A 23,526-nucleotide genomic window follows, 5' to 3' on the forward strand; every position below is an offset into this window, starting at 1 on the left:
ACCTTTACCACGGGATTGTTACAAAAACCGCCAATAGTGTTTATCAAAAGCACGGGTATATGAATATAACCCACAGGCCTAAAATCAACTCCGCCAACAAGGCAACGTGATTAACACCGTAACAGCCCCCACGAAGGCAACGTTAATCCGAACTTCCCAACTCTTAAGTTACACACGCGGCCTCATAAGGGCCCCGTGACCCCTTTCGCCCTGAAGAAGGTAAATACAGTAATGAAAGCTCTCGTAGTTATGGCCCTCAGCAGCTTGTGCGCCACCGCCGCCCTGGCCGATGAGGCCCCGACCGAGCTGGCCGGCCAGAACGCCCCGATTGTTGAAGATTACACCTACAGCACACACTTGGATGTGGCCAAAGTATTGTCCATGAGCAACATCCCTGATGTCTGCAACGTTGTACCGGTACAAATGGAATATGAAGACTCGCAAGGTCAGCGTCATATTCTTAATTATCAAGTGATGGGCAATGGTTGCTCTAACGGGTAATAACTTTTTCAGTAAGATTTAAACCCGGATCTTGGTCGCCGCAAGAAATCGTTCTTGCGGCCAAGAACCGCCCTCTGGCCCACCGCCCACCCAATGTGGGAGCTGGCTTGCCTGCGATGGCGATCCCAGCCAAACACACCCCATACAGCCCTCCACCACTCCCCCTCTCTGGCCCTACAAAAACTATCCCACCGCCCGTCAAAAAATTCCTACCCCAGCAAAGCCTTGCAAACACACGCTCTGGCCGAAAACCACAGCATTTTGGCCCTCCATCGTGACCATCGGCCGCAACACAAAGCCGATTTTTTCCCTATAATGCGCGGGTAAATCGGGCCTGCAATATCCCTTTACACTGGGATGAAGAGCCAGACCTGAGGCCTCCGCGCGAGCCTGCATCTGTTGCTGCGCACCTCAAGCCTCAAGCAGAACCCGTAACCCTATTCCGTTTATTTGCCTGCGCGAGCTGTTGCAACAAACGATTCCTTAAGATCCACCGCGGCCTCAGGGCCGTGTGAACACCCAACCATCCGGTTTCACACGGGCACCTTTGAGCCCTCACGCAGGAGACGACACGTCATGCTGAGCTGGGACGAATTCGACAAAGAAGAAGAAGGCGAAGTAGCCGCCAAAGGCGCCAACGCCGGCCACGCCACCGAAGCCAACATGGACCGCCTCGACGGTGCCGGCGCCGCCGCCGCCATCGAAGCCCGCGCCGTCACCGCCAACGACTCCGCCGCCATCGTGCGCGCCAAGGCCGCCCTCGACAAACTCGACGTCGCCGAAGGCCTCGCCGAGCTGGAAGGCTCCGCCGCCCGCGTCGCCGTTGACGAAAAGCGCATGATCAACTGCCGCGCCGACCTCAACCAACTCGTGCCCTTCAAGTACGACTGGGCCTGGCAAAAGTACCTCGACGGCTGCGCCAACCACTGGATGCCGCAAGAGGTCAACATGACCGCCGACATCGCCCTGTGGAAAAACCCCGAAGGCCTCACCGACGACGAACGCCGCATCGTCATGCGCAACCTCGGCTTCTTCTCCACCGCCGACTCCCTGGTTGCCAACAACCTGGTGCTGGCCGTGTACCGCCTGATCACCAACCCGGAGTGCCGCCAGTACATCCTGCGCCAGGCCTTCGAAGAAGCGATCCACACCCACGCCTACCAGTACTGCATCGAATCCCTGGCCATGGATGAAGGCGAGATCTTCAACATGTACCACGAGATCCCATCGGTAGCTAAAAAAGCCGCCTGGGGCCTGAAATACACCCGTTCGATCTCCGATCCGAAGTTCGAAACCGGCACCGTCGAAACCGACAAAGAACTGCTGCGCAACCTGGTCGCCTACTACTGCGTCCTGGAAGGCATCTTCTTCTACTGCGGTTTCACCCAGATCCTGTCCATGGGCCGTCGCAACAAAATGACCGGCGTGGCCGAGCAGTTCCAGTACATCCTGCGCGATGAGTCGATGCACCTGAACTTCGGTATCGATGTGATCAACCAGATCAAAATCGAAAACCCGCATTTGTGGGATGCTGAAATGAAGGAAGAAGCGACCCAGATGATTCTGCAGGGGACGCAGCTGGAGATTGAATACGCGCGGGATACCATGCCGCGTGGGGTGTTGGGGATGAATGCGGCGATGATGGAGGATTACCTCAAGTTTATCGCGAACCGTCGTCTGTCGCAGATTGGCTTGAAAGAAGAGTATCCAGGCACCACCAACCCGTTCCCGTGGATGAGTGAGATCATGGACTTGAAGAAAGAGAAGAATTTCTTCGAAACCCGCGTGATCGAGTATCAAACCGGCGGCGCGTTGAGCTGGGATTGATTCCTAAGCCAAGCAACATTAAGAAGCCCTGAATTATTCAGGGCTTTTTTATGCCCCCTTGATCTGTATAGGAGCCGTCTTACACCAAAATCATCCATAGAAAGGTTGATACGAATTTCGATGCTGAATAGTCTCGTCTACCGGTGCCTAAGAAACGCCCAACGTAGCTGCTAGCCTCACTCACACAGTCAAGAAATCGCATGGCTAATCATGCGGAATGAATACTGTATCGAGGCCAAGCAAGTTGGAGTTTCTTAAAACCCGCTCTCTACGTTGGGTTCCCACCCTTCTGTAAATCACGTAGAGGTCATAGGAAGTGTCTAGCCAATATCTACTCAACTTGCCTAACGCTGAAGGTATGCTCACATCCGAGCTTTCAATCGCCTTAGTTTTTACTCGTCATAATCTTCAATTACATGCCCTCCTTCTAGAAAACCAAGCGTGGTTCTGTGCGCGTGACCTTGGACGTTTGATGGGGTGGTTCTTAGACGAGCGCACGACTCGCAAGCTCGATGAAGACCAACGAAGAACTCTAAAACTGCTGTTCCACGGTCAGCCCGAAGAAATGCTGATGATCAGCGAATCCGGTGCTTACGCGCTGTTGGTTTATCACTACACACCCGGAAACCGCCTGCTGCGTAGTTGGCTCACTCATGAAGTGGTTCCAATGTTGAGGGACGAGCGTCAGCCACGAACGGTGGAACGACCGTTGTTGAGCATGTTGGATTGGCCGGAGATGTCGTTGAACCTGTTGCATTGGCAAGATGAAGGCTGGATACGGCTTCGGGACATGCCGTATTTGCTGGTTAATCGGACCTATCGTAGTAAATCAGCAAAAACTCCATGGTGGCGAAAGCTCACCCAACTTTTCCGAATAAAGCAGCGAATGTACTGAAGCAAACGAACGGCAAGTCCCACCGACTCGTAGGAAATTTCGTAGACGCAATAATGGCTACTCAGTATCGTCCGAGGGTTTTCTACCCTCGGCGGCTGTATGGATACGAAAAAAAGTAATACCGGATGGAGCGATCAGGAGCTTGAAGCGTCCGTCGATGCCTATCTGAAAATGTGGACCCTTGAACGAAGTGGTCAAGCCTTTAAAAAATCAGATGAGAACCGGTTACTGCGAGAGGGGCCACTCAACCTGCGCAGCGCTTCGTCAATTGAATATCGCATGCAGAATATCTCTGCGGTATTTGAACAGCTGGGTTTGCAACGTATCACTGGCTATATGCCTGCGAAAAACATCGGTGCCGGAGTGAGTGAGCGTATTCGCAAGGTGCTAGCAACAAAACCTGGCCTGCACTCTGAGCTTGGTCTGGCAGCCGTAGATAAGCCACTGCCCGGCGAGCGCCCGACTTTTTCGAAGCCTTTCCTTGTAATCGAGCCACAAGGCATTCTGAATCCACGGCAGTTGTTTACTGTCAGTCTTTCTTACGCACGCGCCGAGCATGTGCGTAAGCTAGTTCGACAGTTTGCGAATGGGGTCTGCGAAGGTTGCGATTCGCCAGCGCCTTTCGCTGGGGTCGATGGCCTGCCATTTCTTGAAGTACATCACGTCAAGCACCTGGCCCAGAAGGGTTCGGATCGCACGACCAATGCTGTAGCCTTGTGCCCCAATTGCCATCAGCGTTGTCACCGGTCGAGTGACCGGGAGGCTTTCACCGAGGGGCTTTACTCCAAAGTCGGAAGATTGGCACGGGAGTAAACTCCAGTGGTCACACCTGATGCACGCTTAAAAATACTAGATAGGACCGAGGCCAACCCGTGAACCCAGACATGCTCGAAGCCGGCCCCATCGACGCCAAAGTACTTTCCGTCTTTGACTTCGACGGCACCCTCACCCACCACGACAGTTTCGTGCCCTTCCTCAAATTCGCCTTCGGCCCCGGCGAGTTCTATGGCCGGATGGTCAAACTCGCCGTGCCGGGGCTGCGTTTTTTGCTGCAGCAAATCAGCCGGGATGAGTTGAAGGCGCAGTTGATCCGCACCTTTATGACCGGGGTGGAGAAGGCGTGGGTGCAGCAGCAGGCTGAGGCGTATTGTCAGCGTTATTGGACCAAGTTGATGCGCCCCAAGGGCTTGCAGTCGGTGGAAGATGAGGTGAAGTCCGGGGCGGTGGTGACGCTGTGTTCGGCGTCGCCGGCGTTGGTGTTGCAGCCGTTTGCGAATCGGCTGGGCATCAAGTTGATTGGCACTGAGCTTGAGGTGGTCGACGGCGTGTTGACGGGCAAGCTCACGGGGAATAATTGCCGTTGTGAGAACAAGGTGCTGCGGCTTGAGGCGGTGTATGGGGATTTGGGCGAGTATCGGCTACGGGCCTGGGGCGATACGCGTGGGGATCGGGAGTTGTTGGCGGCGGCGCAGGATGCGCATTTTCGGCATTTTCATTCGAAGAAGAAGCGCGCCAAGTTGCAGCGGTGATGCGGGTGGGTGGGGTCGGCGGGTGGACCGAGGCGATCCTATCGCTGCCTCGCTGGGGCTCGAGAGCTCCCACAGGTTGATCGGCGTCAGGCTGGACGCACTTAGCATGGGTGCCAAGAGGTCAGCTCACACCCAATCTTCTACCCGCAATCCTGGCACGCGGTCGAACTCGCGTCGATTATTCGTGACCAAAATCAGACCCTGCGAACGGGCATGCCCGGCGATCATCTGGTCATAGGGACCTATCGGAGTACCCGCTCTAGCCAGCTCTGCGCGAAGCTGCCCAGTATGTATCGCGGCGTCTTGGTCGTATTTTAAAACCTCCAGGCGCGCAGCAAACCCTTCTACGTCGGCGAGGTTTCGCTCCGGGTTAGCTGATTTTTCAGCAACGTAAATCAACTCCATCAGGGTCACTGTACTAATACCCAGTTGGCCATGGTGCCTTTTGAAGGTTTCACGCACCTGTTGGGGTTTGTTTTTGATGGTGAAGATGCAAATGTTGGTATCTAGCATGAACTTGAGCATTAAAAAGATTCCCGCTCTTGTTCCGCTGGTTGCTCGCGGTCGGTCATGAAGTCAGGCGTGACCCCCTCGCCATCAAACCAGCTGTCCCATGACTCACCGGCTGGGGTGATGATTCTGGCTCTTCCGATAGAGATAACATCTACGCGCTTTACATCGTCCGGCATGGCAGCAGCTTTTGGCAAACGTACCGCTTGGCTGCGGTTGCTTTGGAATACAGAACCTTGGTCCATGATGGCCTACCTCTAGTGATCGTTTAATATCGCAACGCTACACCACAGCCTGGATATGTCAACGGGATATACATTTCGTTACGGGTCGAACCGCTGGTCATACCCTGCATTCACGAAAACACCAAAGAGCATTTGAATTTGATAAAAAATTCACTCTTCGCGCCAAAAACGTTAATGGCTTACTGAGAGGTGATGCAGGTAGGTGGGGTCGGCAGGTTGACCGAGGCGATCCCATCGCTGCCTCGCTGGGGCTCGAGAGCTCCCACATTTGAGCTTTGTTGAGGCTTAGGCCGGCGTCTTCAGGTCCACGCCCAGCGCTGTTGCAAAGGCTTTCACCATCGGGCTTCTCGGCGCGTTGTGGCGCAGGATCAGGTTGAACGCGGTGCTCAGGTGAACCTGTTCCGGGCACAGTGCGCGCAGGCGCCCGTCCCTTACCAGTGGCGCTGCGTAATGTTCCGGCAGGAAGCCCAGGAAGCGGCCGGTGAGGATCAGGATGGCGACGGCTTCCACCTGGGAGGCCGAGGCGGACTGGCTGTCGTAGGTGACGAAGTTGGCTTTGTCGCGGTGGATCGCGTACCGGTGGTTGACCACTTCGTATTGGCGCAGCACGTCTGGGGTGAGGTCGCTCGCGTTGAACAGCGGGTGTCCTACGGCGCAGTAGGCGTGGGCTTTTTCTTCGTAGAGGGGGAAGTAGTCGAATTCTTCGCGGCGTTGGTACACCGGCACGATGCCGACGATCAGCCGCCCTTCCACCACGCCGCGTTCAACTTCATCGAGTTGCGAAGCATGTAGACGCAATCTAATTTTTGGCGATTCGCTGTGTAGTTTCCCCAGCGCGGTAATTAGCGGGGAATTAACGTCGGACACGGTGTTATCAATTACGCCGACACTAAGGTCACCAATAAGCTCGTTTTGCGCCGAACTAAGCTTGTCGCGAAAACTGTCTACCGAGGTAAATAACTCGATGGACGCTTGATACACTAACTTGCCTTCTTCGGTCAGGCCGAACCCTTCGCGGCCCCGTGTGCACAGGCGCATGCCGATGCGAATTTCGAGGTCGGAGATCTGTTTGCTGATGGCCGCCAGGCCCACGTTCAGCTCGTTTTGCGCGGCGCTGAAGCCGCCGGCTTCGACCACGGCCATGAACACGCGCAGCAGTTTGAAGTCCAGCCCGCTCAGTTGCAGGGGCGGTCGTGTGCCGGGTTTTGGCGGTATGTTTCCAGAAGTGGAAAGTGGGGTTTCCATAATACGCGTTGACCTCAAGTGCCATATTCAACAGGCTTCAACCCAGTCCTTGAACATAGCCAGGCGGCGATAATGAACATAAACATCCGCCCTTGGCAACCTTGAATACGGCGCGTCAGACGCTGGTTCAGTCTAGTTGAAATCTTATTTTTACTGCCTCCGACTCTTCTAAAAACAAGCGTGAGGAATACCGATGTCCCAGCCCACCGACCGCCTTTGGGGCGCTCGTTTCAAGACCGGTCCGTCTGCTGCCTTGGCGGCGTTGTCCCGCTGCCCCGAGCGCTATTTCCGCCTGACGCCCTACGACCTGGCTGGTTCGCGTGCCCATGCCCGTGAGTTGCAGCGCGCCGGTTTGCTGGATGAGTCGGAGACCTTGCGTACCCTTGAGGCCCTGGACCGTATCGGTGACGATTTCGCCGCCGGGAGCCTGCATCCAACCCTGGATGACGAGGACGTACACACCTTTATCGAACGCGTATTGACCGAGCGCCTGGGCGCCTTGGGCGGCAAGTTGCGCGCAGGGCGTTCGCGTAACGATCAGACCGCCAATGACCTGCGCCTTTTCCTGCGCGACCATGCGCGCACCATCACCACCGAGGTGTTGAGTTTGCAGCAGGCGTTGGTGGCGCAGGCCGAGCAACACATCGAAAGCATTTGCCCAGGGTTCACCCATTTGCAGCAGGCGCAACCGATTGTGTTTGCCCATCACTTGTTGGCCCACGCCCAGTCGATGTTGCGTGATGTGCAACGGTTGGTGGATTGGGATGCGCGTACGGCGTTGTCGCCGTTGGGTGCGGCGGCGATGGCCGGTTCTGCCATTGCACGCCAGCCGGAGCATTCGGCCAAGGAAATGGGCTACACCGGGCCGTGCGAAAACTCCATTGATGCTGTCGCCAGCCGTGACCATGTGGCGGAGTTTCTGTTTGTGGCGGGCATGCTCGGGGTGAATATTTCGCGGCTGTCGGAGGAGTTTTGCCTGTGGTCGTCGCGCCAGTTTCGCTGGGTGGTGCTGGACGATGCCTACGCCACCGGCAGCTCGATCATGCCGCAGAAAAAGAACCCGGACATTGCCGAACTGGCGCGGGGCAAGGCTGGGCGTTTGATTGGCAACCTGACCGGGTTGATGTCGACGCTTAAATCCTTGCCGCTGTCGTACAACCGCGATTTGAGTGAAGACAAACACAGCGTGTTGGACAGCGTCGACACCTTGCTGCTGGTACTGCCGGCGATGGCCGGGATGGTGGCGACCATGAAGGTGCAGGTCGAGGAGCTGCGACGTCAGGCGCCGATGGGCTTCACCTTGGCGACCGAGGTGGCGGATTGGTTGGCCACCCGTGGCGTGCCGTTTAAAGAGGCGCATGAGATTACCGGCGCGTTGGTGCAGGCCTGTGAGAAGCATGAGATTGAGTTGTGGGAAGCCTCGCCGGCGATGTTGGCAGAGGTGGATGCTCGGTTGCTGCCTGAGGTGCGTGAGTGCCTGACCCTGGAGGCCGCGATTGCGGCGCGCAGTGGCTGGGGTGGCACGGCGCCGGAGCGGGTGCGGGAGCAGATTGGGCGGTTGAAGCTGGCGTTGGCGGCTCAGCAAAAATGGGCTGAGAGTTACACCGGATTCCGAATCTGATCGTTCCCACGCTCTGCGTGGGAATGCCGCCCAGGACGCTCCGCGTCCCGTTGCATGGCTCCAATTCTGCGCAATGGTGACGCGGAGCGTCACGGGATGCATTCCCACGCAGAGCGTGGGAACGATCGTGCAACACCTATATTTTTTGGAGTAGCACCATGAACCAAACCCCGGCGGAGCGCTTGGAAGCCGAGCGCAAGTTGTCCGAGAACCAGTTCGATATTACCCAGTACGAGCATGTGCCGCGGCGGTATTACGGGCGGATGTTTTTTGCCACGTTGATCGTGATCGCCCTGGCCGCGCTGTTGCGCGCATTTGCCAATGGCCAGATCGAATGGTCCTACATCGGCCAGTTCCTCACGTCTGAGGCCATCCTCTGGGGCCTGGTCAACACCATCGTCATGTCGATCCTGGCGATGGCGCTGGGCGTGGTGATCGGGGTGATCACAGCGATCATGCGCATGTCGGCCAACCCGATCCTGCGTTATGTGGCCATCACTTACACCTGGCTGTTCCGCGGTACGCCGCTGATTTTGCAGCTGCTGCTGTGGTTCAACCTGGCGCTGATTTTCCCGGTGATCGCGATTCCCGGCCTGTTCAGCATCGACACCGTCGACCTGATGACGCCGTTCGTGGCCGCCCTGCTCGGCCTCAGCATCAACCAGGGCGCGTACACCGCCGAAGTGGTGCGCGCCGGTTTGCTCTCGGTCGACACCGGCCAGTACGAAGCCGCCAAGTCTATCGGTATGCCGAGCCTGCAAGCATTGCGTAGGGTGATTCTGCCGCAGGCCATGCGGGTGATCATTCCGCCTGTAGGTAACGAGTTCATCAGCATGGTGAAAATGACCAGCCTGGCCAGCGTGATCCAGTACTCGGAGCTGCTGCACAACGCGCAAAACATCTACTACGCCAACGCGCGGGTCATGGAGCTGCTGATTGTGGCCGGTATCTGGTACCTGGCGGTGGTGACTGTTCTTTCATTTGGTCAAAGCCGCCTCGAGCGTCGTTTTGCCCGCGGCGCCGGCAAGCGTTCGTAAGTTTGGGTTGAGGAGATTTGCCCCATGAGAAGCATCGTCAAGGCCGTCAACCTGAACAAGTATTACGACCAGTATCACGCGCTGCGCGACATCAATATCGAGGTCGAGCAAGGCGAAGTGATGTGCATCATCGGCCCGTCCGGCTCGGGTAAAAGTACGCTGCTGCGTTGCGTCAACCAGCTGGAAAAAATCGACAAGGGCGGCCTGTGGGTCGACGGCGAGCTGGTCGGCTACCGGGTGGTAGGCAACAAGCTGCATGAGATGAATGAATCGCAGATTGCCCGCCAGCGCCTGGCCACCGGCATGGTGTTCCAGCGTTTCAATTTGTTCCCGCATATGACCGTGTTGCAGAACATCATCGAAGGCCCGGTGCAGGTGCTCAAGCGCTCACCCAAGGAAGCCATCGAAGATGCGCTGGAGTTGCTGGCCCGCGTGGGTCTGGCGGACAAGCGCAATGCATACCCGGTGGAATTGTCCGGCGGCCAGCAACAACGTGTGGCTATTGCTCGCGCCTTGGCGATGCGCCCCAAGTTGATGTTGTTTGACGAACCCACGTCAGCCCTCGACCCGGAGCTTGTGGGAGAAGTGCTGTCGGTGATGCGTGATTTGGCCACCACCGGCATGACCATGATCGTGGTCACCCATGAGTTGGGCTTCGCCCGCGAAGTCTCCAACCGCATGGTGTTTATGGATGCTGGCCAGATTGTGGAAGCCGGCAGCCCCGAAGAAATTCTAATAAGCCCACAAAACCCGCGTACCCAAAGCTTTATTTCTGCCGTTCGCACTTAACTAAAAAACTAACGAGAACGCCCCCATGAAAAAATTGTTTATCCCCACGTTGCTCGCAGGCCTGATGGCCTCCACCTGTGTATTCGCGGCATTGCCGGCAGCAATCAAGGAAAAAGGCGAGATCAGCGCGGCCATCGTGCCGAACTACCCGCCGATGGATTTCAAGGACACCGCCACCAATAAACTCACCGGCCTGGACTTTGACCTGGGCAATGCCCTGGCTGAGCGCCTGGGTGTGAAGATCAAATGGCAGGAAACCGGCTTCGAGCAGATGCTCAGCGGCCTGACCACCAAGCGCGTCGACATTGTGCTGTCGGGCATGAGCGACACCGCCGAACGCCAAAAGGCCGTGACCTTCATCGACTACTTCACCAGTGGCCCGCAGCTGTACACCCTGGCCAAGCGTGAAGACCTTCAGGCATTGACTGACCTGTGCGGTAAAAAAGTCGGCACCAGCCGCCGTACCACCTGGCCGTCGGAGATTGCCGCATGGAGCAAGGAAAACTGCGAAGCGGCCGGTAAGCCAGCCATTGTGGTGATCGGCACCGAAGGCTCGGCAGATGCGCGCGCGCAGTTGCAGCAGAACCGTCTGGATGCGGCGATGCAGGGCAGCGAGACCATTCCTTATCTGATGGCGCTGGACAAGGGTAAGTACAAGCCGGTGGGCCTGGCGATTTCCAAGCAGTTCACGGGGCTGGGGATTGAGAAGAGCAACACTGAGCTGGTGACGGCGATCAGTGAAGCGCTGCAGGGCATGGTGGATGATGGCACCTACGGCAAGATCCTCAAGAAGTGGGATCTGGAGCAGGGTGCGGTGGAAAAAATCAGCATCAATGCCGGCCAATAAACACAGGATCTAAAAATGTGGGAGCTGGCTTGCCTGCGATAGCGGTGGGCCAGTAAGAAATATTCAAGCTGACCCACCGCTATCGCAGGCAAGCCAGCTCCCACATTAGCTCTGTGTTCACATTGGTTCTGTGTTCACATTGGCTTTGTTTTCACACTTTATCTGTGTTGTCTTGAAGCAATAACAAGGACGCTCGCCCCCACCGTGGCCACCTATTCCCTGGTAATTCGCCGCCTGATGATCTGCTCGGTGACCATCGTGGTCAGCCGCGCCATGACCAGCCCATTGCTGGCCTTGCTCTTGAGTACCCGACTGGGCCTCAACCAGCAGGACATCGGCCTGTTGATGGGCATTGCCGTGTTTATCGCCACGTTGCTGGGCCTGTATGGCGGCTACATCATCGACCGCCTGGAAAAGCGCAAGCTGCTGATCCTGGCCATGCTCTCCAGCTCCATCGGTTTTCTATTGCTGACGTTCGCCAGCAACCTCTATCTCACCACCCTGACCCTGGTCATTACCGAAGCCGCCTCGGCGCTGTTCCTGATCGGCTCCAAAGCCATCATCAGCGAGAACCTGCCGGTGGGTGATCGCGCCAAGGTGTTTTCCCTGCGTTACACCCTGACCAATGTTGGCTACGCCACTGGGCCGATGATCGGTGTAGTGATTGCCGGGCATATGCAACTGGCGCCGTTCTTGATCGCCAGCGCCATTGCGTTTGGCAGCCTGTTCCTGATGATCGGCATCCCACCGACCCAGCGCGATGACAGCCACAAACCCTTGAGCTTCCTCAGCACGCTGCGCACGTTGCGCAGCGACCGCACGCTGATCCTGTTCACCAGTGGCAGCCTGTTGAGCACCATTGTCCACGGGCGCTACACCCTGTATCTGTCGCAGTTTTTGCTGGTGGCCTACAAACCCGCCGAGGCGCTGAAGATTCTGTCGGCAGTGCTGGCCTGCAACGCCATTACGGTGATTGTGATGCAGTACCAGATTGGCCGGTTTCTCAAGCGCGAACAGTTGCGTTACTGGATCGTGCTGGGCACGTTGCTGTTCATAGCCGGGCTGGTCGGTTTCAGCCAGGCTCACAGTCTGCTCACGTGGTGCCTGGCGATGTTCGTGTTTACCCTGGGCGAGATGATCATTTACCCGTCGGAATTCCTGTTTATCGACACCATCGCCCCCGACGCATTGCGCGGCAGTTATTACGGCGCACAAAACCTGGCGGCGTTTGGCGGAGCGATGAGCCCGGTTATTTGCGGCTATTTGCTGATCAACGCTGCGCCGACCAGCATGTTCTATGCGTTGGGTGCACTGACTGCGATGGGCGGCACTTTGTGTTTCTTGAGCGGCCGCCGTGTAGCTGGCACACCGCTTATCTAAGGTGGGAGCTGGCAAGCCAGCTCCCTCATTTTGCTCTCCGTAATCTCTGGTATTTGCGTAGTATCCAGCTATTCATCTCACGGACCCGAGCCCCATGAAATTCGACACGGCCTACAGCCTGAGTCTCGACGACAAGCTGTCGATCTACGACGTTCGAGACCTGAATTTCGACGAAACCGCCGACTTCGACTCCGATAAGGACAGCTTCCTGTGCCCCAACGATGAATGCCGCGCAGCATTCGAAACGGGCAATACGCTGAGCACATTCAACGCGAAAAACGTCAACTATCAGCGCACACCGCATTTCAAGAACAAGACCAGCACCCGGCATATCGACGGCTGCCGCTATGCCAGCACGCACAAGTCTGCAACCGGTGAAAGTGACGACGAGCGCGAAGACAATTTCCCATCGGAATTTGTACTGACCCGGCGTCAGTACCCGCGCAACACTGCGCTTGTCGGCAGCGAGGGAAGCGTCCCACAAGATTCAGCGAAGGCGCCTTCGACAAGTACCCGCTCATCCCGCGTCACCAGTGACACAACCCCAGACAAAACCAGCGTCTTCGCACACCCGGTCGAGTGCTATGTGTCCAATATCGACGACAAGGACAAGCTCAAGTCCATGCCGCTGAAGGTGGGTGAGCACACCGCGACCTACTGGACGTTTTTCAAGAAGATCGAATACCTGCAAGACAACAAAGGCCTGATCTACTGGGGCAAGATCAAAGCGATCAAGGATTACACCAGCAGCTTTCGCATCGACTTCGAAAAAAAGGTGTGGCTCGACAAAAAGCCTTATTCAGTGAATGTCTACCTGAGCAAAAAACTCATCGAGAACTACCGCAAGCGCACGGCGTTCCTGGAGCAGATCAAGGCGGCCGCCAGTAGCGAACGGGCCTTGTATTGCTTCTTTTACGGGGTGACGCCAACGCTCAAACAGGTGCCGAGCAAGAAGAACCCCGAGCAGACATTCGGGGTGTTCAGCGCCAATATCGAGAACCTGGACCACTTGATCATTCGTGAGGCACCGGGAATGCAGGAGCATTAGGCAAGGGCGCGTGATCGCTGAGCTTGCCGGTATTGTTCGCGTGCAGCTCGGGCGGTGGCCGCGTCTATCCCGCCAAATGCTGTCAGCCAGTGAATCAGCATTTCTTCCTCTGGCCAACCATAGCCCTTTATCCCGGGAATGGTTCTGGGTGTACGATTGATGGCTTCGTCATAGCGTCTCGCACTCCACGGCTGCTTCACAAAGTCGAAACCTTCAGCGTCCCATTTAAACACGCGCAGGATTTCATTGATTTGGCCCTGGCTGCTGCGGTCGCTGCGCTGGTACAAGCAATAAGTGCTCCCCAAGCCGCTCAGCAGCGGATCACAAACGGACGGCGAGAGTATGTCCAGCAAGCCACACTTCAGCGCTACATTCATCACGCCATCGATCCAGCGATGGGCAAATGTCTTCACAAAACCCGCGTCATCGGCCTTTTTCATATCGAAGAACAGCATGCTATAGCGCGTCTTCAAATGCGTCGCCACCAGCACATGCTTACGCTTAACTATTGCCGCATGGACCAGCCACTGGTTAGGGTCTGTGTGCAGCGCAAGACCCTCGGCGCTCGGTATCGGTGGTTTTTCAACTGGGGTAATTTTCTTACCCTTGTGAATACGGCTGAAAAAGTCGCTGCCGGCTTGTGAGCAATTAAATGTCAGCACACTGTGTTCCTGCGCAAAGTGATCAACGCCAAGTGTGCCCTATTTACTCGCCGGGCAATTGCTCCTCAACCCACTCAAGTTCATAAGGCTGCCTGACGGCATAGCTGATGGCATCAAGCGTTTCTTCGCTGAGTATTGCCAACTCGGCGTCGGTCAACAGGTCATGGTGCACCATCAATGCCAAGCACGGATAGGTTGATGAGCGACTGTAATAGTCGAACATATCGGCCATATCCTTGTTGCGGGCATGAATCACGCCATACAGCATTCCGTACCGGGCGTGAGCGGACAAGGCACCGTGCTCACTGATAGTCCTGGCATCCGCCAGGACACCGAGGCAAAACCGATCAAGGGCCAATGCCCTCAAGCCTTTGAATTTCTTCCAATCACTTTCGGAAATAGACATAGCGTCGTTCTCTCGTCAGCTCAATCGGTCCGCAGATCTTGCTATCGGCGTGCGAGCTTTGCAACGTCCACTGTCCTTCTGGATAGGGCAAGTGAACCCCCGATAAAAAATCCAGTTGATGAACGGCGCAAACAACTGTACAAAAACACAGTATAGTTTGCCTTCCCCCGTCGAACCTGGAGAAACCCCATGTCCTCTCTGGCAATGAGCTCTTTCGTAGAACAGCAGATCGTCCTGCACCAATTCACCGCCAAACACAGCGCACAGGCCCGTGTGATGCTGGGCTGGAGCCGTGAAGACCTGGCCCGCCAGGCCGGGCTGGCGGTGGAGGTGGAGGTGGTTCAGCGTTTTGAAAGCCTGGGTGAGGTGGAGGATGAAGCTCGGTTAGCCCTCGCGTTCCGGCTGGAGGCTGAAGGCCTGGTGTTTTTTCCAGGGTTTGCCCCGGGCTGGGGGATGAGCGCACGCAAGTTTGCAGCCGCCCCTGCCGAGCTCGCGGCACCTGGCCTCATCTCGCGGTTGATGGGCTCAGCAGCGGCATCAAATGACTCACCAACGCCTCAGCCGAATGGTGCGTAGAGTCCAACCGAAGCACCGGGCAGGTCAGCGGTTTCAACCAGCTTTCATGCCGACGCAGGCTGCGTAGGCTGTGGTTGCCGCCGTCGTAACGGGCGGCCCAGGCCAGGAATGCGATGCTGTTGGCGTGGCGGCTGCCGCCCTCCAGGATCTGTTCGCCGTAGCGTTGCACTTCGCGCAGTTGCAAGCGGTGCAGGCGCACATGTGGGTCCAACCGCAGGAAGACTACATGGGTGAACTGCGGGATCATCGCATCGCCCCAACCGCACAGTGAGCCGGACAGTACCCAGCCCTCAAGGCCGGCACTCTGTTCCTGCAACAGGCGGATGCGTTCATCCTTGGGCCGGGCGACCGTGAAAGGCTCTGACGTTTGTTGCCAGTAGAAATAGTCAGAGTCGAAATAGGCGACGCCCAAGCGTTTGGCCAGAGCCTGGCCCAAGGTCGAGGTACCGGCACCTGCAGCGCCGATAATGTGTATTTTGTAGGCCATGCTTGCTCTCCATGGCTTTGAGTGTAATACGCGAGATTTGCAGCACGCAGCGCGTCATTTAAAGCTCGGGTTTTACACCGGCTTGGGCCGCCTGCTCGTACCCATAAGCCACTGCCAGCAAGGTGGGTTCCGACCAGCGAGTACCGAAGAAGTAGGCACTGGTAGGCAGGCCGTCCTCACTCGTCCCAGAAGGTACGGTGACCCCTGGGTAACCTGCTGCGGCAACCCCGAAGTAACTGTTGGTATCGTAGTCCGACACTATGGCATGCAGGTTTTTCTCCTTGATCGGGTCATCCACGCTGCTGCGAAAATCCTGGATAAGCGCGTCCCACAGCGTTTTGCGTTGCTGCGGTGTGAGAGTGGCTGCGTTGACCTTCTTGAGTACAGATTGGTGATCCGTCTCAGTACCATCACGGGTTTCATTGAATGTTATCAACTCGGCCAATGATGTGACCGGCAGGCCCGGACGCTTGGCCAAGTAGGCATTCAGTTCTTCCCTTACATCCGAGAGCAACAGTTCGTCGTAGCGTGAAGCATCTGCCAGCCGCAGGTTGATCGGTAACAACGTAGCGCCTTGCTCACGAAGTACTTGCAGTGTCTTGCTAAATTGCGGGCTGTTGTCCACCGGCAAACTTTCACCGTTGAACGTAAAGGTCGCGGGATAACCGATACGCTTGCCCTTCAAGGCGCCTGGCACCAGCAGTTTGGTGTAGTCGATGCCTTGAGGGGCGCCCAGGCTTTCGGGATCGCCAGGGTCACTGCCGGACATGGCATTGAGCATCAACGCAACGTCATACACCGAACGAGCCATGGGGCCGGGTGTGTCTTGTCGGCGGCTGGCGGGAATAATCCCGTTGCGATCCAACAAGCCAACGCTGGGTTTGAGCCCCACCACACCATTGAGCGCCGCCGGTACGATGATCGAACCATTGGTTTCTGCACCGACCGCCAGGGGTGCCAGCCCGGCCGCTATCGCTGCGGCAGACCCCGAACTGGAGCCACCGACGTCGGCACCCGCACGGTGAGGGTTAAGGGTTTGCCCTCCCCGGCTACTCCAGCCATCGGGGCCACCGCGAAAGCCAGCCAGTTCGCTCATGTTGGTTTTACCCAGGATCACCACCCCTTGCTGGATGAGGTAATCGACAAGAGCAGCATTCTTGCCGGCAGCCGCCCCCACAAGACCAAACGCACCTGCACTGGTTTGCATGCCAGTCGTTTCGATGGTGTCCTTGAGCAAAATGGGTACGCCATGCAACGGGCCACGTACCTTGCCACTGGCGCGTTCACGGTCCAGTTCGCGCGCGACCTCGAGTGCCTCAGGGTTGAGTTCGATGACGGAGCACAGTTGAGGGTCCAGCGTGCGGATACGCTCTTGCAGGAAGTTCACCAGATCAACCGACGTAAGCCCGTGCGGCCGAGCCATTTGTTCGCCCAGCTCGCGAACGCTTGCGTATGCAGTCTCTGGCGCCACGGGCTTTGCAGCCATTGGTGTTTCTACTACAGGCGAGGTCTGCGCCGGCAAGGTTTGCGCAGCCTGGCGGATCATCGAATAGATGCCGTAAGCAACCGTCATAAAGGTCTCTCCTGAGTTCAGAATTCATGCGGGATCAAGTCCGCCATTCTAAAAACCCCAGGTGTTAAAGACCCTCAGGCAGTCTCTGCTCACATCGTAGGAGGGTTCAGCACTTCCTGTAGTTGTTACGAGTTCTTTGACGCGCAGGCGCTGACCTGGCGATAGGCATGCAACAACAGCGGCAATGCATCACGCGACCATTGTGCGCCGTAAAACCACAGTTTCGCCCCATCTCCCAACGGTTCGCAAAGCGACGGATAGCCGCTGATGCAGGCACGATGAAACGCGACGCTCTCGCTGCCAGAAACCAGCGCATCCAGGCGATGCGCGGTCATGAGGTCGTCGATTTCATTGCTTTGCAGGGAAAATTGCAGGCTGCTGTCTTCACGACGCGCGTCCACTGGCACCAAGTGCGCACCGGCCTGGCGCAGAAGGTCGAAGGCTGCACACAAGGCTTCGCTGTGTTCGACGGCCTCGCGATGACCGCCTTGCACATAGCGGTCAGCGAACCCGATACGCCAACCCGATAGCATCTGTGAAGCGGTGAAGCTGGTGTTGTTCAGTACCAGGGGGACTTCCACCATGACCGGCCCAGTAGGGTCGATACCGCTTAAAGCTGCGAGTGATAACGCGGGATCCCGCGCAGGTCTTGCCGGTAGGGCCGGCGCGTTGTAGCCAGGAATGGGCGCCGCGCCAACCACTTGCGCCGCGCCGAAGACGATACCTGCGCGGCTCAGATTCTCGGGTTTAGCATAAACGGACTCGGCCGCGGGCTCTACGCTGCCCGCCTCCTCCGTCACAGGCAAGGAAAGCCCTGGGCGACACGGCATCCCTGATCGCCAATGCGCCCTACAGTTTTTTTCCATCAAAACCCGACCTCCGACAATTGATTGCGCGGGATCATCGCACTCTCATCTGGCGTTTGTCGCAGTCCTGAAACACCCTGAAAATCCTTTTTCCAGGTGGCAACGTTTCAACCCGCTGCGTGTTCTTTTACACCTTGAGTTTCCACCTCCAGCCACCACGCATGCCCGCGCTCCGGCTGGTTCAGGCTGAACGCCTGCCCCATCGCCGGCGTGGTAATCGCCACGTTGCGCTCCCAGGCCAGGGCCATGATGCGATCGAACGGTTCGTGCCAGGCGTGGAAGGCCAGGTCGAAAGTGCCGTTGTGAATCGGTAGCAGCCAACGGCCTTTGAGGTCGATGTGTGCCTGCAGGGTTTGCTCAGGCTGCATATGCACATGGGGCCAGTCGACGTTGTAAGCACCTGTTTCCATCAGCGTCAGATCAAACGGGCCGTATTGTTCGCCGATGCGTGTGAAGCCGTCGAAATAACCGGTGTCGCCGCTGAAAAAGATCCGCCGCGCGCCGTCGATCATCACCCAGGAACACCACAAGGTCTGGTTGCCATCAAACAGGCCACGCCCGGAAAAATGCTGGGCCGGTGTGGCGATAAACCGGATGCCCTCGACTTCGGTGCCTGCCCACCAATCCAGTTGCCGGACTTTGCTGGCATCCACACCCCACTTGACCAGCGTGTCGCCCACGCCCAGCGGCGCAAGAAAATAGCGGGTCTTGTCGGCCAGTTGGATCACCGCATTGCGGTCAAGATGGTCGTAGTGATTGTGGGAAAGAATCACCGCTTCCAGAGGTGGTAACTCTTCAAGGCTGATCGGCGGCTGATGAAAGCGCTTTGGCCCAGCCCAACTGAAAGGCGAGGCACGTTCGGCAAATACCGGGTCGGTGACCCAGAACTTGCCGCGCATTTTCAGCAGCACAGTGGAATGCCCCAGGCGAAACACACTGTGATCGGGTGCTGCCAACAACTGCTCACGCGTCAGCGGTTGCACCGGGATCTTGCCTACCGGGCGTGTGCTGCGTGGTTTGTTGAACAGCATGTTCCAGAAAATGCGCAAGGTTTTGCCAAAACCACCGTGCTGCACTGGAGCATCGTTGCTGAATTGCCCTGGCGTATGCTCGGCAGCCTTTGGCGCAGCCGGCGCGGGGTCGAGACGGGTTGAAATCGTGGCCATTGCAGAGTGACTCCGGGGTCGGCTCATAAAAGACACTGCGAAGACTAACTACACTGCACAGTGTAGTTTCTAGATTGCAACAAAACCCTGAGCAAGTAAACTACCGAGTGTAATTTCCTTTTAGAGCCTTAGAGCCGACCATGACTGCACCTCTGCGCCTCACCGATCGTAAACGCGAAGCCATTGTGGCTGCCGCTATTACCGAGTTTCGCGCGAATGGATTCGAGGTCACCAGCATGGACAAAATCGCCGCCACCGCCAGCGTTTCCAAGCGCACGGTGTACAACCACTTCCCCAGCAAGGAAGAGTTGTTTGCCGAAATCCTCCACCAGTTGTGGGCCAGCAGCGTTGCCCAACTGGACGTGAGCTACGCCAGCGACCGCCCGCTGCGCGAGCAATTGCGCGGGCTACTGGAGGCCAAGATGCTGATGATGTCGGACGCCAACTTCCTCGACCTGGCCCGTGTCGCGATTGCCGCCACCATCCATTCGCCGGAACGCGCACAAGACATGGTCAACCGCCTGAGCAAGCGCGAAGAAGGCTTCACCCAGTGGGTGCGCGCCGCGCAGGAAGACGGCCGGCTGTCCTGCACCGACCCCGCCTTCGCCGCCCACCAGATACAAAGCCTGCTCAAGGCATTCGCGTTCTGGCCGCAGATCACCCTGGGCCAACCTGTGCTCGACGCCGCCTGCCAGGCCAGCGTGATCGAGTCAGCCATCGACCTGTTCCTGGCCGGTTACGAAGTGCGCACACCAAGGCCGCAGTAAACCCTGTTACAGACGCGACATTCCAGGTCGCTTTTGGCGTATTCCCACGCTGTGCTGCGCAAATGGCCTGGAAGGACACTGATTATTCCCACGCGAATAACTGACAATATTCACCGTTAATATCCGATCAACGGTTCTACCCGCTGACGCACGTTGTCGTACCCGCAAAACAGAGCTGACCCGGAACACTATGGAAAACAGACGAGGCAAAGGGCTTTCATTTGCCAGACGTATCTACAAGCCAAGGATCATCGGCCTGGGTATCGGTTGTATCAGTGTGGCCGGCGCCCTTTACCCCCTGGCGATGCCGGGCTGGGTGTGGGCGTTCCTGCTGTTCAATGGCTATGCCTGGGCGCATGTGGCGTATCAGCTCTCGACCCGTTCGCAGTTTCCCTATCAGGCTGAACAGCGCAACCTGCTCTATGACTCGTTGTTCGGTGGTTTCTGGGCCGCCGCCACCCAGTTCACGCCCCTGACGGCCGTGACCGTGCTGTCGATGATGACCATGAACAATGTCGCGGCCGGCGGCAAACGCCTGTTTCTGCGCGGGCTGCTGGCGCAAGCGGCAGGTACCGCGGTGGCGTGGGGTTTGTTCGGGGTCAAGTTCAACCCCAATGTCAGCCTCAGCCAGGTCTACACCTGCCTGCCGATGCTGACGCTCTACCCGATGGCCATCGGTATGGTCTGCTACCAACTGGCGATCAAGCTCTCGGAACACAAACGCGCCCTCAGCGCCCTGAGCCGTATCGACAGCCTCACCGGCCTGCTCAACCATGGCTCGTGGAAAGACCTGTTGAACCTCAAGTTCCATAAGTGCCAGCAGCAAAGCAGCCACGCCACTATCGCGCTGATCGACATCGACCACTTCAAGCAGATCAATGACACCTACGGCCATATCGTCGGTGATGCGGTGTTGCGCCAACTCAGCCAGGAGTTGCGCCTGCACCTGCGGGAAAACGACTTGGCCGGCCGCTATGGCGGCGATGAGTTCTGTGTGATTTTGCCGCAAATGCCGCTGGAAGAAGCCGCAAAAGTCATGGAACGCATGCGCGAAACATTCGGCAACTATCGTAATGCCCAGATCCCGGAGTTGCGCGTGAGCCTGAGCATTGGCCTGGCCGACTTCCAGCCACTGTTCAGCGATGCCGCGATGTGGCTCAACGCGGCGGACCGTGCGCTGTACACAGCCAAGGAAACCGGGCGTAACCGGGTGAATGTCAGCGATTACGTGGTCGCCCATTCCGCTTGAGTTGTCCGATAACACCTCGTCTGAATCTTCCGCCCGCGCCTCGCAGCGATAGCATAATGCCGCCACTGGTCGCCTGCCCAAAAATGGTCCTGCCCTAACGGCGAACTTCTTGGCAGGCTGATCACTCTGAACCCCTTGTTCCGCCCCCTCTGTCAGCACCAGGAAGCTGACAATGAGCAAGTCAACCGTAAGGCCCAGGGCCATACGGGGTCAGGCGCCTATTCATGGATACCTCTGACGCGTGCTTCCCCGAGCTCTCGAACATGCTATTTAACGCCCATAAAAAAACCATCAGTACCCTGCAATACACCAATGCCCAGCAGGCCAGCCTTCTCGACGCGATTGAGCGCTCCATGGCCGTTATCGAGTTTGACCTGCAAGGCAGCGTGCTGCGTGCCAATGACAACTTCCTCAAGACCATGGGCTACCGCGCCGAGCAGATCCTGGGCCAGTCACACCGGATGTTCTGCACACCCGCGTTCGCCCGCAGCGCCGAGTACAACCAGTTGTGGACGAACTTGCGCAATGGCCACTTCCAGTCCGGCACCTTTGAGCGGCTGGCCGGCAATGGCCAGTCAGTATGGTTGGAAGCGAGCTATAACCCGGTGCGCGATGACACGGGCCAAGTGATCAAAGTGGTGAAGTACGCCATGGATGTCACCCCGCGCCTGCAGGCCGAAAGCGAAGCCAACGCCAAGCTGGGCGCCATCGACCGTGCCATGGCAGTGATCGAATTCAACCTCGACGGCACCATCATCACCGCCAATGACAATTTTCTGCAGCGCATGGGCTACAGCCTGGCGCAGATCCAGGGCAAACATCACCGCATGTTCTGCACACCGGAGCTGGCCAACAGCGCGGCGTATACCGAGTTCTGGAAACGCTTGAACCAGGGCGAACTGTTCAACGGCCAGTTCGAGCGCGTTGATAAACACGGCCAGACCCTGTGGCTCGAAGCCAACTACAACCCGGTGTACGACGCCAGCGGGCGCCTGTGCAAAGTGGTCAAGTTCGCCTCTGACGTCACCGCCAGGGTGCAACAGCACGCAGCCGACGCCGCCAGCGCGGCCCAGGCTTACCATATTTCCCTGAATACCCGGGATGTGGCCGAAAAAGGCGCCGACGTGATTCAGCAAACCGCCAGTGGCATGCGCGAAATCGCTGCAGACATCGACACCTCCTCGCAACTGATCGCCAAGCTGGGTGAGCGTTCGCAGCAGATCACCGCCATCGTCAACACCATTCGCGGGATCGCCGACCAGACCAACCTGCTGGCCCTCAACGCCGCCATCGAGGCGGCACGCGCGGGTGAGCAAGGCCGTGGTTTTGCCGTGGTGGCTGACGAGGTGCGGCAACTGGCAGCCCGCACCAGCGGCTCGACGGCGGAAATCTCCAGCATGATCGCGATGATCCAGGACGAGACCCGCCAAGCCATCGAGAGCATGGACAGCACCCGCGACCGCGCGGCGCTGGGGGTCGACCTGGCCAACCGTGCGGGCACGGTGATCCTGCAGATTCGCGAAGGCACCACCGAGGCGGTGCAAGCGGTGAGCGCGTTCGCCAACGAGCGCGGCAACACCTGACCGGTTCTTCATGTGTGTGTCGGGGGGCGCGGTCTATAGTGCTAGCTTGTCTTAACGCTTAGGATTCGAGCCCGCCATGACCCCCGACAAGCCAGACGCCGTACCTGTCGATCACCTGCGCTTCCACCGCGGCCACGCCCATCTGGCGCCGACCTTTGGCAACGACACCTTTGCCCTCAAGGCCGAAGCCTTCGCACGCTTCTTTGGCACGCCGACCTTTCTCGGCGCGCAAACCGCGATCGTGGTGGTGTGGGTGGTGCTCAACATCACCGGCGTCACGCATTTTGACGTGTACCCGTTCATCCTGCTCAACCTGGCGTTCAGCCTGCAGTCGGCTTACGCCGCGCCGCTGATCCTGCTGGCCCAGACACGCCAGGCCGCCCGCGACAAAGCCCAGTCCGACGCCGATGCGCAACACCGCGAAGCCCTGGCCATTGCCAATACCGAACGCCAGGCCCAGGCCGCGCAAACCACCAAACAGTTACTGGAATTGCTGGAGCAGAACACCCGGCTGACGGAAATGACCAAGCAACTGACCGAGCGTATCGAGACGTTGACGTGCGAGATGCATGAGCAGTTTGTGCGCAAGCCCTGAGACGTTTACCCAGAGGAACTCTCCTGGGGCTGGCAAGCGGGCTTGTTGTGGCGAGCGGGCTTGCCCCGCGTTGGGCTGCGCAGCAGCCCCAGTAAAGTCGATGCGGTACTTAAAGCAAAAAC

25 protein-coding genes are annotated in these 23,526 nt (G+C 57.7%); 16 read left to right on the forward strand and 9 right to left on the reverse strand.

Annotation, left to right across the window (positions count from 1 at the left end; all coding sequences use genetic code 11):
• Window positions 1–231: 231 nt before the first annotated feature.
• The 5 genes from HU759_RS23465 (at window position 232) to HU759_RS23485 (ending at window position 4,752) form a co-directional block, all read left to right on the forward strand.
• Window positions 232–501, forward strand: coding sequence for a DUF2790 domain-containing protein (locus HU759_RS23465; protein WP_017138434.1), 270 nt, complete (start codon window positions 232–234; stop codon window positions 499–501).
• Window positions 502–1,077: 576 nt separating this feature from the next.
• Window positions 1,078–2,328, forward strand: a complete 1,251-nt coding sequence (locus HU759_RS23470; RefSeq protein ID WP_017134657.1) for a ribonucleotide-diphosphate reductase subunit beta — start codon at window positions 1,078–1,080, stop codon at window positions 2,326–2,328.
• Window positions 2,329–2,686: 358 nt separating this feature from the next.
• The gene (locus HU759_RS23475) at window positions 2,687–3,223 is read left to right on the forward strand and encodes a Bro-N domain-containing protein (protein WP_186618151.1); all 537 of its coding nucleotides are present in this window, start codon (window positions 2,687–2,689) and stop codon (window positions 3,221–3,223) included.
• Between the two features lie 99 nt (window positions 3,224–3,322).
• Entirely contained in the window at window positions 3,323–4,036 is a 714-nt protein-coding gene (locus HU759_RS23480) for an HNH endonuclease signature motif containing protein (RefSeq protein ID WP_186618118.1), read from the forward strand.
• A 71-nt stretch (window positions 4,037–4,107) separates the two neighbouring features.
• Window positions 4,108–4,752 carry an HAD-IB family hydrolase gene (locus tag HU759_RS23485; protein ID WP_099550488.1) on the forward strand — a complete coding sequence of 215 codons (645 nt, stop codon included), beginning with the start codon at window positions 4,108–4,110 and terminating at the stop codon, window positions 4,750–4,752.
• A gap of 126 nt (window positions 4,753–4,878) precedes the next feature.
• On the opposite strand, the gene vapC is transcribed toward HU759_RS23485, so the two are convergent.
• The 3 genes from vapC to HU759_RS23500 all read right to left on the reverse strand — a co-directional run bounded on the left by vapC (window position 4,879) and on the right by HU759_RS23500 (window position 6,752).
• Entirely contained in the window at window positions 4,879–5,277 is a 399-nt protein-coding gene (vapC, locus tag HU759_RS23490) for a tRNA(fMet)-specific endonuclease VapC (RefSeq protein ID WP_186618120.1), read from the reverse strand.
• On the reverse strand, window positions 5,277–5,507 hold the full coding sequence (gene vapB, locus HU759_RS23495) for a type II toxin-antitoxin system VapB family antitoxin (protein ID WP_017134652.1): 231 nt from the start codon (window positions 5,505–5,507) through the stop codon (window positions 5,277–5,279). Before vapB ends, vapC begins: the two co-directional genes overlap by 1 nt.
• A 285-nt stretch (window positions 5,508–5,792) precedes the next feature.
• Window positions 5,793–6,752, reverse strand: coding sequence for a LysR family transcriptional regulator (locus tag HU759_RS23500; RefSeq protein ID WP_186618122.1), 960 nt, complete (start codon window positions 6,750–6,752; stop codon window positions 5,793–5,795).
• A 193-nt stretch (window positions 6,753–6,945) separates the two neighbouring features.
• Between HU759_RS23500 and argH the strand changes: the two genes are divergently transcribed.
• From argH to HU759_RS23530, 6 genes are all read left to right on the forward strand, one after another.
• Window positions 6,946–8,373 carry an argininosuccinate lyase gene (argH, locus tag HU759_RS23505; RefSeq protein WP_186618123.1) on the forward strand — a complete coding sequence of 476 codons (1,428 nt, stop codon included), beginning with the start codon at window positions 6,946–6,948 and terminating at the stop codon, window positions 8,371–8,373.
• 158 nt (window positions 8,374–8,531) lie between these two features.
• A complete protein-coding gene (locus HU759_RS23510) occupies window positions 8,532–9,410 on the forward strand; it encodes an amino acid ABC transporter permease (RefSeq protein WP_017134649.1) in 879 nt (292 codons plus the stop codon).
• A gap of 24 nt (window positions 9,411–9,434) precedes the next feature.
• Complete coding sequence (locus HU759_RS23515; protein ID WP_017134648.1) at window positions 9,435–10,199, forward strand: amino acid ABC transporter ATP-binding protein; 765 nt, start codon at window positions 9,435–9,437, stop codon at window positions 10,197–10,199.
• Between the two features lie 25 nt (window positions 10,200–10,224).
• On the forward strand, window positions 10,225–11,046 hold the full coding sequence (locus tag HU759_RS23520; protein ID WP_017134647.1) for an ABC transporter substrate-binding protein: 822 nt from the start codon (window positions 10,225–10,227) through the stop codon (window positions 11,044–11,046).
• A 204-nt stretch (window positions 11,047–11,250) separates the two neighbouring features.
• Window positions 11,251–12,426 (forward strand): MFS transporter, encoded by a 1,176-nt coding sequence (locus tag HU759_RS23525; RefSeq protein WP_058422241.1) that lies wholly within the window; start codon window positions 11,251–11,253, stop codon window positions 12,424–12,426.
• Window positions 12,427–12,520: 94 nt separating this feature from the next.
• A complete protein-coding gene (locus HU759_RS23530; RefSeq protein ID WP_186618125.1) occupies window positions 12,521–13,474 on the forward strand; it encodes a hypothetical protein in 954 nt (317 codons plus the stop codon).
• On the opposite strand, the gene HU759_RS23535 is transcribed toward HU759_RS23530, so the two are convergent.
• On the reverse strand, window positions 13,471–14,136 hold the full coding sequence (locus HU759_RS23535) for a hypothetical protein (RefSeq protein WP_186618127.1): 666 nt from the start codon (window positions 14,134–14,136) through the stop codon (window positions 13,471–13,473). The two genes, HU759_RS23530 and HU759_RS23535, sit on opposite strands and share 4 nt — an antisense overlap.
• 43 nt (window positions 14,137–14,179) lie before the next feature.
• Window positions 14,180–14,542: a hypothetical protein gene (locus HU759_RS23540; RefSeq protein ID WP_017137865.1), complete on the reverse strand. Its 363-nt coding sequence runs from the start codon at window positions 14,540–14,542 to the stop codon at window positions 14,180–14,182.
• 189 nt (window positions 14,543–14,731) lie between these two features.
• Between HU759_RS23540 and HU759_RS23545 the strand changes: the two genes are divergently transcribed.
• A complete protein-coding gene (locus HU759_RS23545) occupies window positions 14,732–15,118 on the forward strand; it encodes an XRE family transcriptional regulator (RefSeq protein WP_186618129.1) in 387 nt (128 codons plus the stop codon).
• On the opposite strand, the gene HU759_RS23550 is transcribed toward HU759_RS23545, so the two are convergent.
• From HU759_RS23550 to HU759_RS23565, 4 genes are all read right to left on the reverse strand, one after another.
• A complete protein-coding gene (locus HU759_RS23550) occupies window positions 15,048–15,605 on the reverse strand; it encodes an AAA family ATPase (protein WP_099550481.1) in 558 nt (185 codons plus the stop codon). The two genes, HU759_RS23545 and HU759_RS23550, sit on opposite strands and share 71 nt — an antisense overlap.
• 58 nt (window positions 15,606–15,663) lie before the next feature.
• The gene (locus tag HU759_RS23555; RefSeq protein ID WP_186618131.1) at window positions 15,664–17,178 is read right to left on the reverse strand and encodes an amidase family protein; all 1,515 of its coding nucleotides are present in this window, start codon (window positions 17,176–17,178) and stop codon (window positions 15,664–15,666) included.
• A 125-nt stretch (window positions 17,179–17,303) separates the two neighbouring features.
• Complete coding sequence (locus tag HU759_RS29925; protein ID WP_017137869.1) at window positions 17,304–17,762, reverse strand: hypothetical protein; 459 nt, start codon at window positions 17,760–17,762, stop codon at window positions 17,304–17,306.
• 389 nt (window positions 17,763–18,151) lie between these two features.
• The gene (locus HU759_RS23565; RefSeq protein ID WP_099550478.1) at window positions 18,152–19,210 is read right to left on the reverse strand and encodes an MBL fold metallo-hydrolase; all 1,059 of its coding nucleotides are present in this window, start codon (window positions 19,208–19,210) and stop codon (window positions 18,152–18,154) included.
• A gap of 140 nt (window positions 19,211–19,350) precedes the next feature.
• Between HU759_RS23565 and HU759_RS23570 the strand changes: the two genes are divergently transcribed.
• From HU759_RS23570 to HU759_RS23585, 4 genes are all read left to right on the forward strand, one after another.
• Window positions 19,351–19,977, forward strand: a complete 627-nt coding sequence (locus HU759_RS23570) for a TetR/AcrR family transcriptional regulator (RefSeq protein ID WP_099550477.1) — start codon at window positions 19,351–19,353, stop codon at window positions 19,975–19,977.
• 190 nt (window positions 19,978–20,167) lie between these two features.
• Complete coding sequence (locus tag HU759_RS23575) at window positions 20,168–21,226, forward strand: diguanylate cyclase (protein ID WP_017137872.1); 1,059 nt, start codon at window positions 20,168–20,170, stop codon at window positions 21,224–21,226.
• A gap of 263 nt (window positions 21,227–21,489) precedes the next feature.
• Complete coding sequence (locus HU759_RS23580; RefSeq protein ID WP_017137873.1) at window positions 21,490–22,809, forward strand: PAS domain-containing methyl-accepting chemotaxis protein; 1,320 nt, start codon at window positions 21,490–21,492, stop codon at window positions 22,807–22,809.
• Between the two features lie 76 nt (window positions 22,810–22,885).
• Entirely contained in the window at window positions 22,886–23,404 is a 519-nt protein-coding gene (locus HU759_RS23585; protein ID WP_099550475.1) for a DUF1003 domain-containing protein, read from the forward strand.
• Window positions 23,405–23,526 lie beyond the last annotated feature (122 nt).

Origin of the sequence: Pseudomonas sp. OE 28.3, assembly GCF_014268205.2 — a bacterium.
GTDB lineage: Bacteria > Pseudomonadota > Gammaproteobacteria > Pseudomonadales > Pseudomonadaceae > Aquipseudomonas > Aquipseudomonas edaphica.

Excerpts from the sequence above, each read along its gene's own strand:
- HU759_RS23465 (WP_017138434.1), top strand. The coding sequence starts at position 232 with ATGAAAGCTCTCGTAGTTATGGCCCTCAGCAGCTTGTGCGCCACCGCC.
- HU759_RS23470 (WP_017134657.1), top strand. The coding sequence starts at position 1,078 with ATGCTGAGCTGGGACGAATTCGACAAAGAAGAAGAAGGCGAAGTAGCC.
- HU759_RS23475 (WP_186618151.1), top strand. The coding sequence starts at position 2,687 with ATGCTCACATCCGAGCTTTCAATCGCCTTAGTTTTTACTCGTCATAAT.
- HU759_RS23480 (WP_186618118.1), top strand. The coding sequence starts at position 3,323 with ATGGATACGAAAAAAAGTAATACCGGATGGAGCGATCAGGAGCTTGAA.
- HU759_RS23485 (WP_099550488.1), top strand. The coding sequence starts at position 4,108 with ATGCTCGAAGCCGGCCCCATCGACGCCAAAGTACTTTCCGTCTTTGAC.
- vapC (WP_186618120.1), bottom strand. The coding sequence starts at position 5,277 with ATGCTCAAGTTCATGCTAGATACCAACATTTGCATCTTCACCATCAAA.
- vapB (WP_017134652.1), bottom strand. The coding sequence starts at position 5,507 with ATGGACCAAGGTTCTGTATTCCAAAGCAACCGCAGCCAAGCGGTACGT.
- HU759_RS23500 (WP_186618122.1), bottom strand. The coding sequence starts at position 6,752 with ATGGAAACCCCACTTTCCACTTCTGGAAACATACCGCCAAAACCCGGC.
- argH (WP_186618123.1), top strand. The coding sequence starts at position 6,946 with ATGTCCCAGCCCACCGACCGCCTTTGGGGCGCTCGTTTCAAGACCGGT.
- HU759_RS23510 (WP_017134649.1), top strand. The coding sequence starts at position 8,532 with ATGAACCAAACCCCGGCGGAGCGCTTGGAAGCCGAGCGCAAGTTGTCC.
- HU759_RS23515 (WP_017134648.1), top strand. The coding sequence starts at position 9,435 with ATGAGAAGCATCGTCAAGGCCGTCAACCTGAACAAGTATTACGACCAG.
- HU759_RS23520 (WP_017134647.1), top strand. The coding sequence starts at position 10,225 with ATGAAAAAATTGTTTATCCCCACGTTGCTCGCAGGCCTGATGGCCTCC.
- HU759_RS23530 (WP_186618125.1), top strand. The coding sequence starts at position 12,521 with ATGAAATTCGACACGGCCTACAGCCTGAGTCTCGACGACAAGCTGTCG.
- HU759_RS23540 (WP_017137865.1), bottom strand. The coding sequence starts at position 14,542 with ATGTCTATTTCCGAAAGTGATTGGAAGAAATTCAAAGGCTTGAGGGCA.
- HU759_RS23545 (WP_186618129.1), top strand. The coding sequence starts at position 14,732 with ATGTCCTCTCTGGCAATGAGCTCTTTCGTAGAACAGCAGATCGTCCTG.
- HU759_RS23550 (WP_099550481.1), bottom strand. The coding sequence starts at position 15,605 with ATGGCCTACAAAATACACATTATCGGCGCTGCAGGTGCCGGTACCTCG.
- HU759_RS23555 (WP_186618131.1), bottom strand. The coding sequence starts at position 17,178 with ATGACGGTTGCTTACGGCATCTATTCGATGATCCGCCAGGCTGCGCAA.
- HU759_RS29925 (WP_017137869.1), bottom strand. The coding sequence starts at position 17,762 with ATGGTGGAAGTCCCCCTGGTACTGAACAACACCAGCTTCACCGCTTCA.
- HU759_RS23565 (WP_099550478.1), bottom strand. The coding sequence starts at position 19,210 with ATGGCCACGATTTCAACCCGTCTCGACCCCGCGCCGGCTGCGCCAAAG.
- HU759_RS23570 (WP_099550477.1), top strand. The coding sequence starts at position 19,351 with ATGACTGCACCTCTGCGCCTCACCGATCGTAAACGCGAAGCCATTGTG.
- HU759_RS23575 (WP_017137872.1), top strand. The coding sequence starts at position 20,168 with ATGGAAAACAGACGAGGCAAAGGGCTTTCATTTGCCAGACGTATCTAC.
- HU759_RS23580 (WP_017137873.1), top strand. The coding sequence starts at position 21,490 with ATGCTATTTAACGCCCATAAAAAAACCATCAGTACCCTGCAATACACC.
- HU759_RS23585 (WP_099550475.1), top strand. The coding sequence starts at position 22,886 with ATGACCCCCGACAAGCCAGACGCCGTACCTGTCGATCACCTGCGCTTC.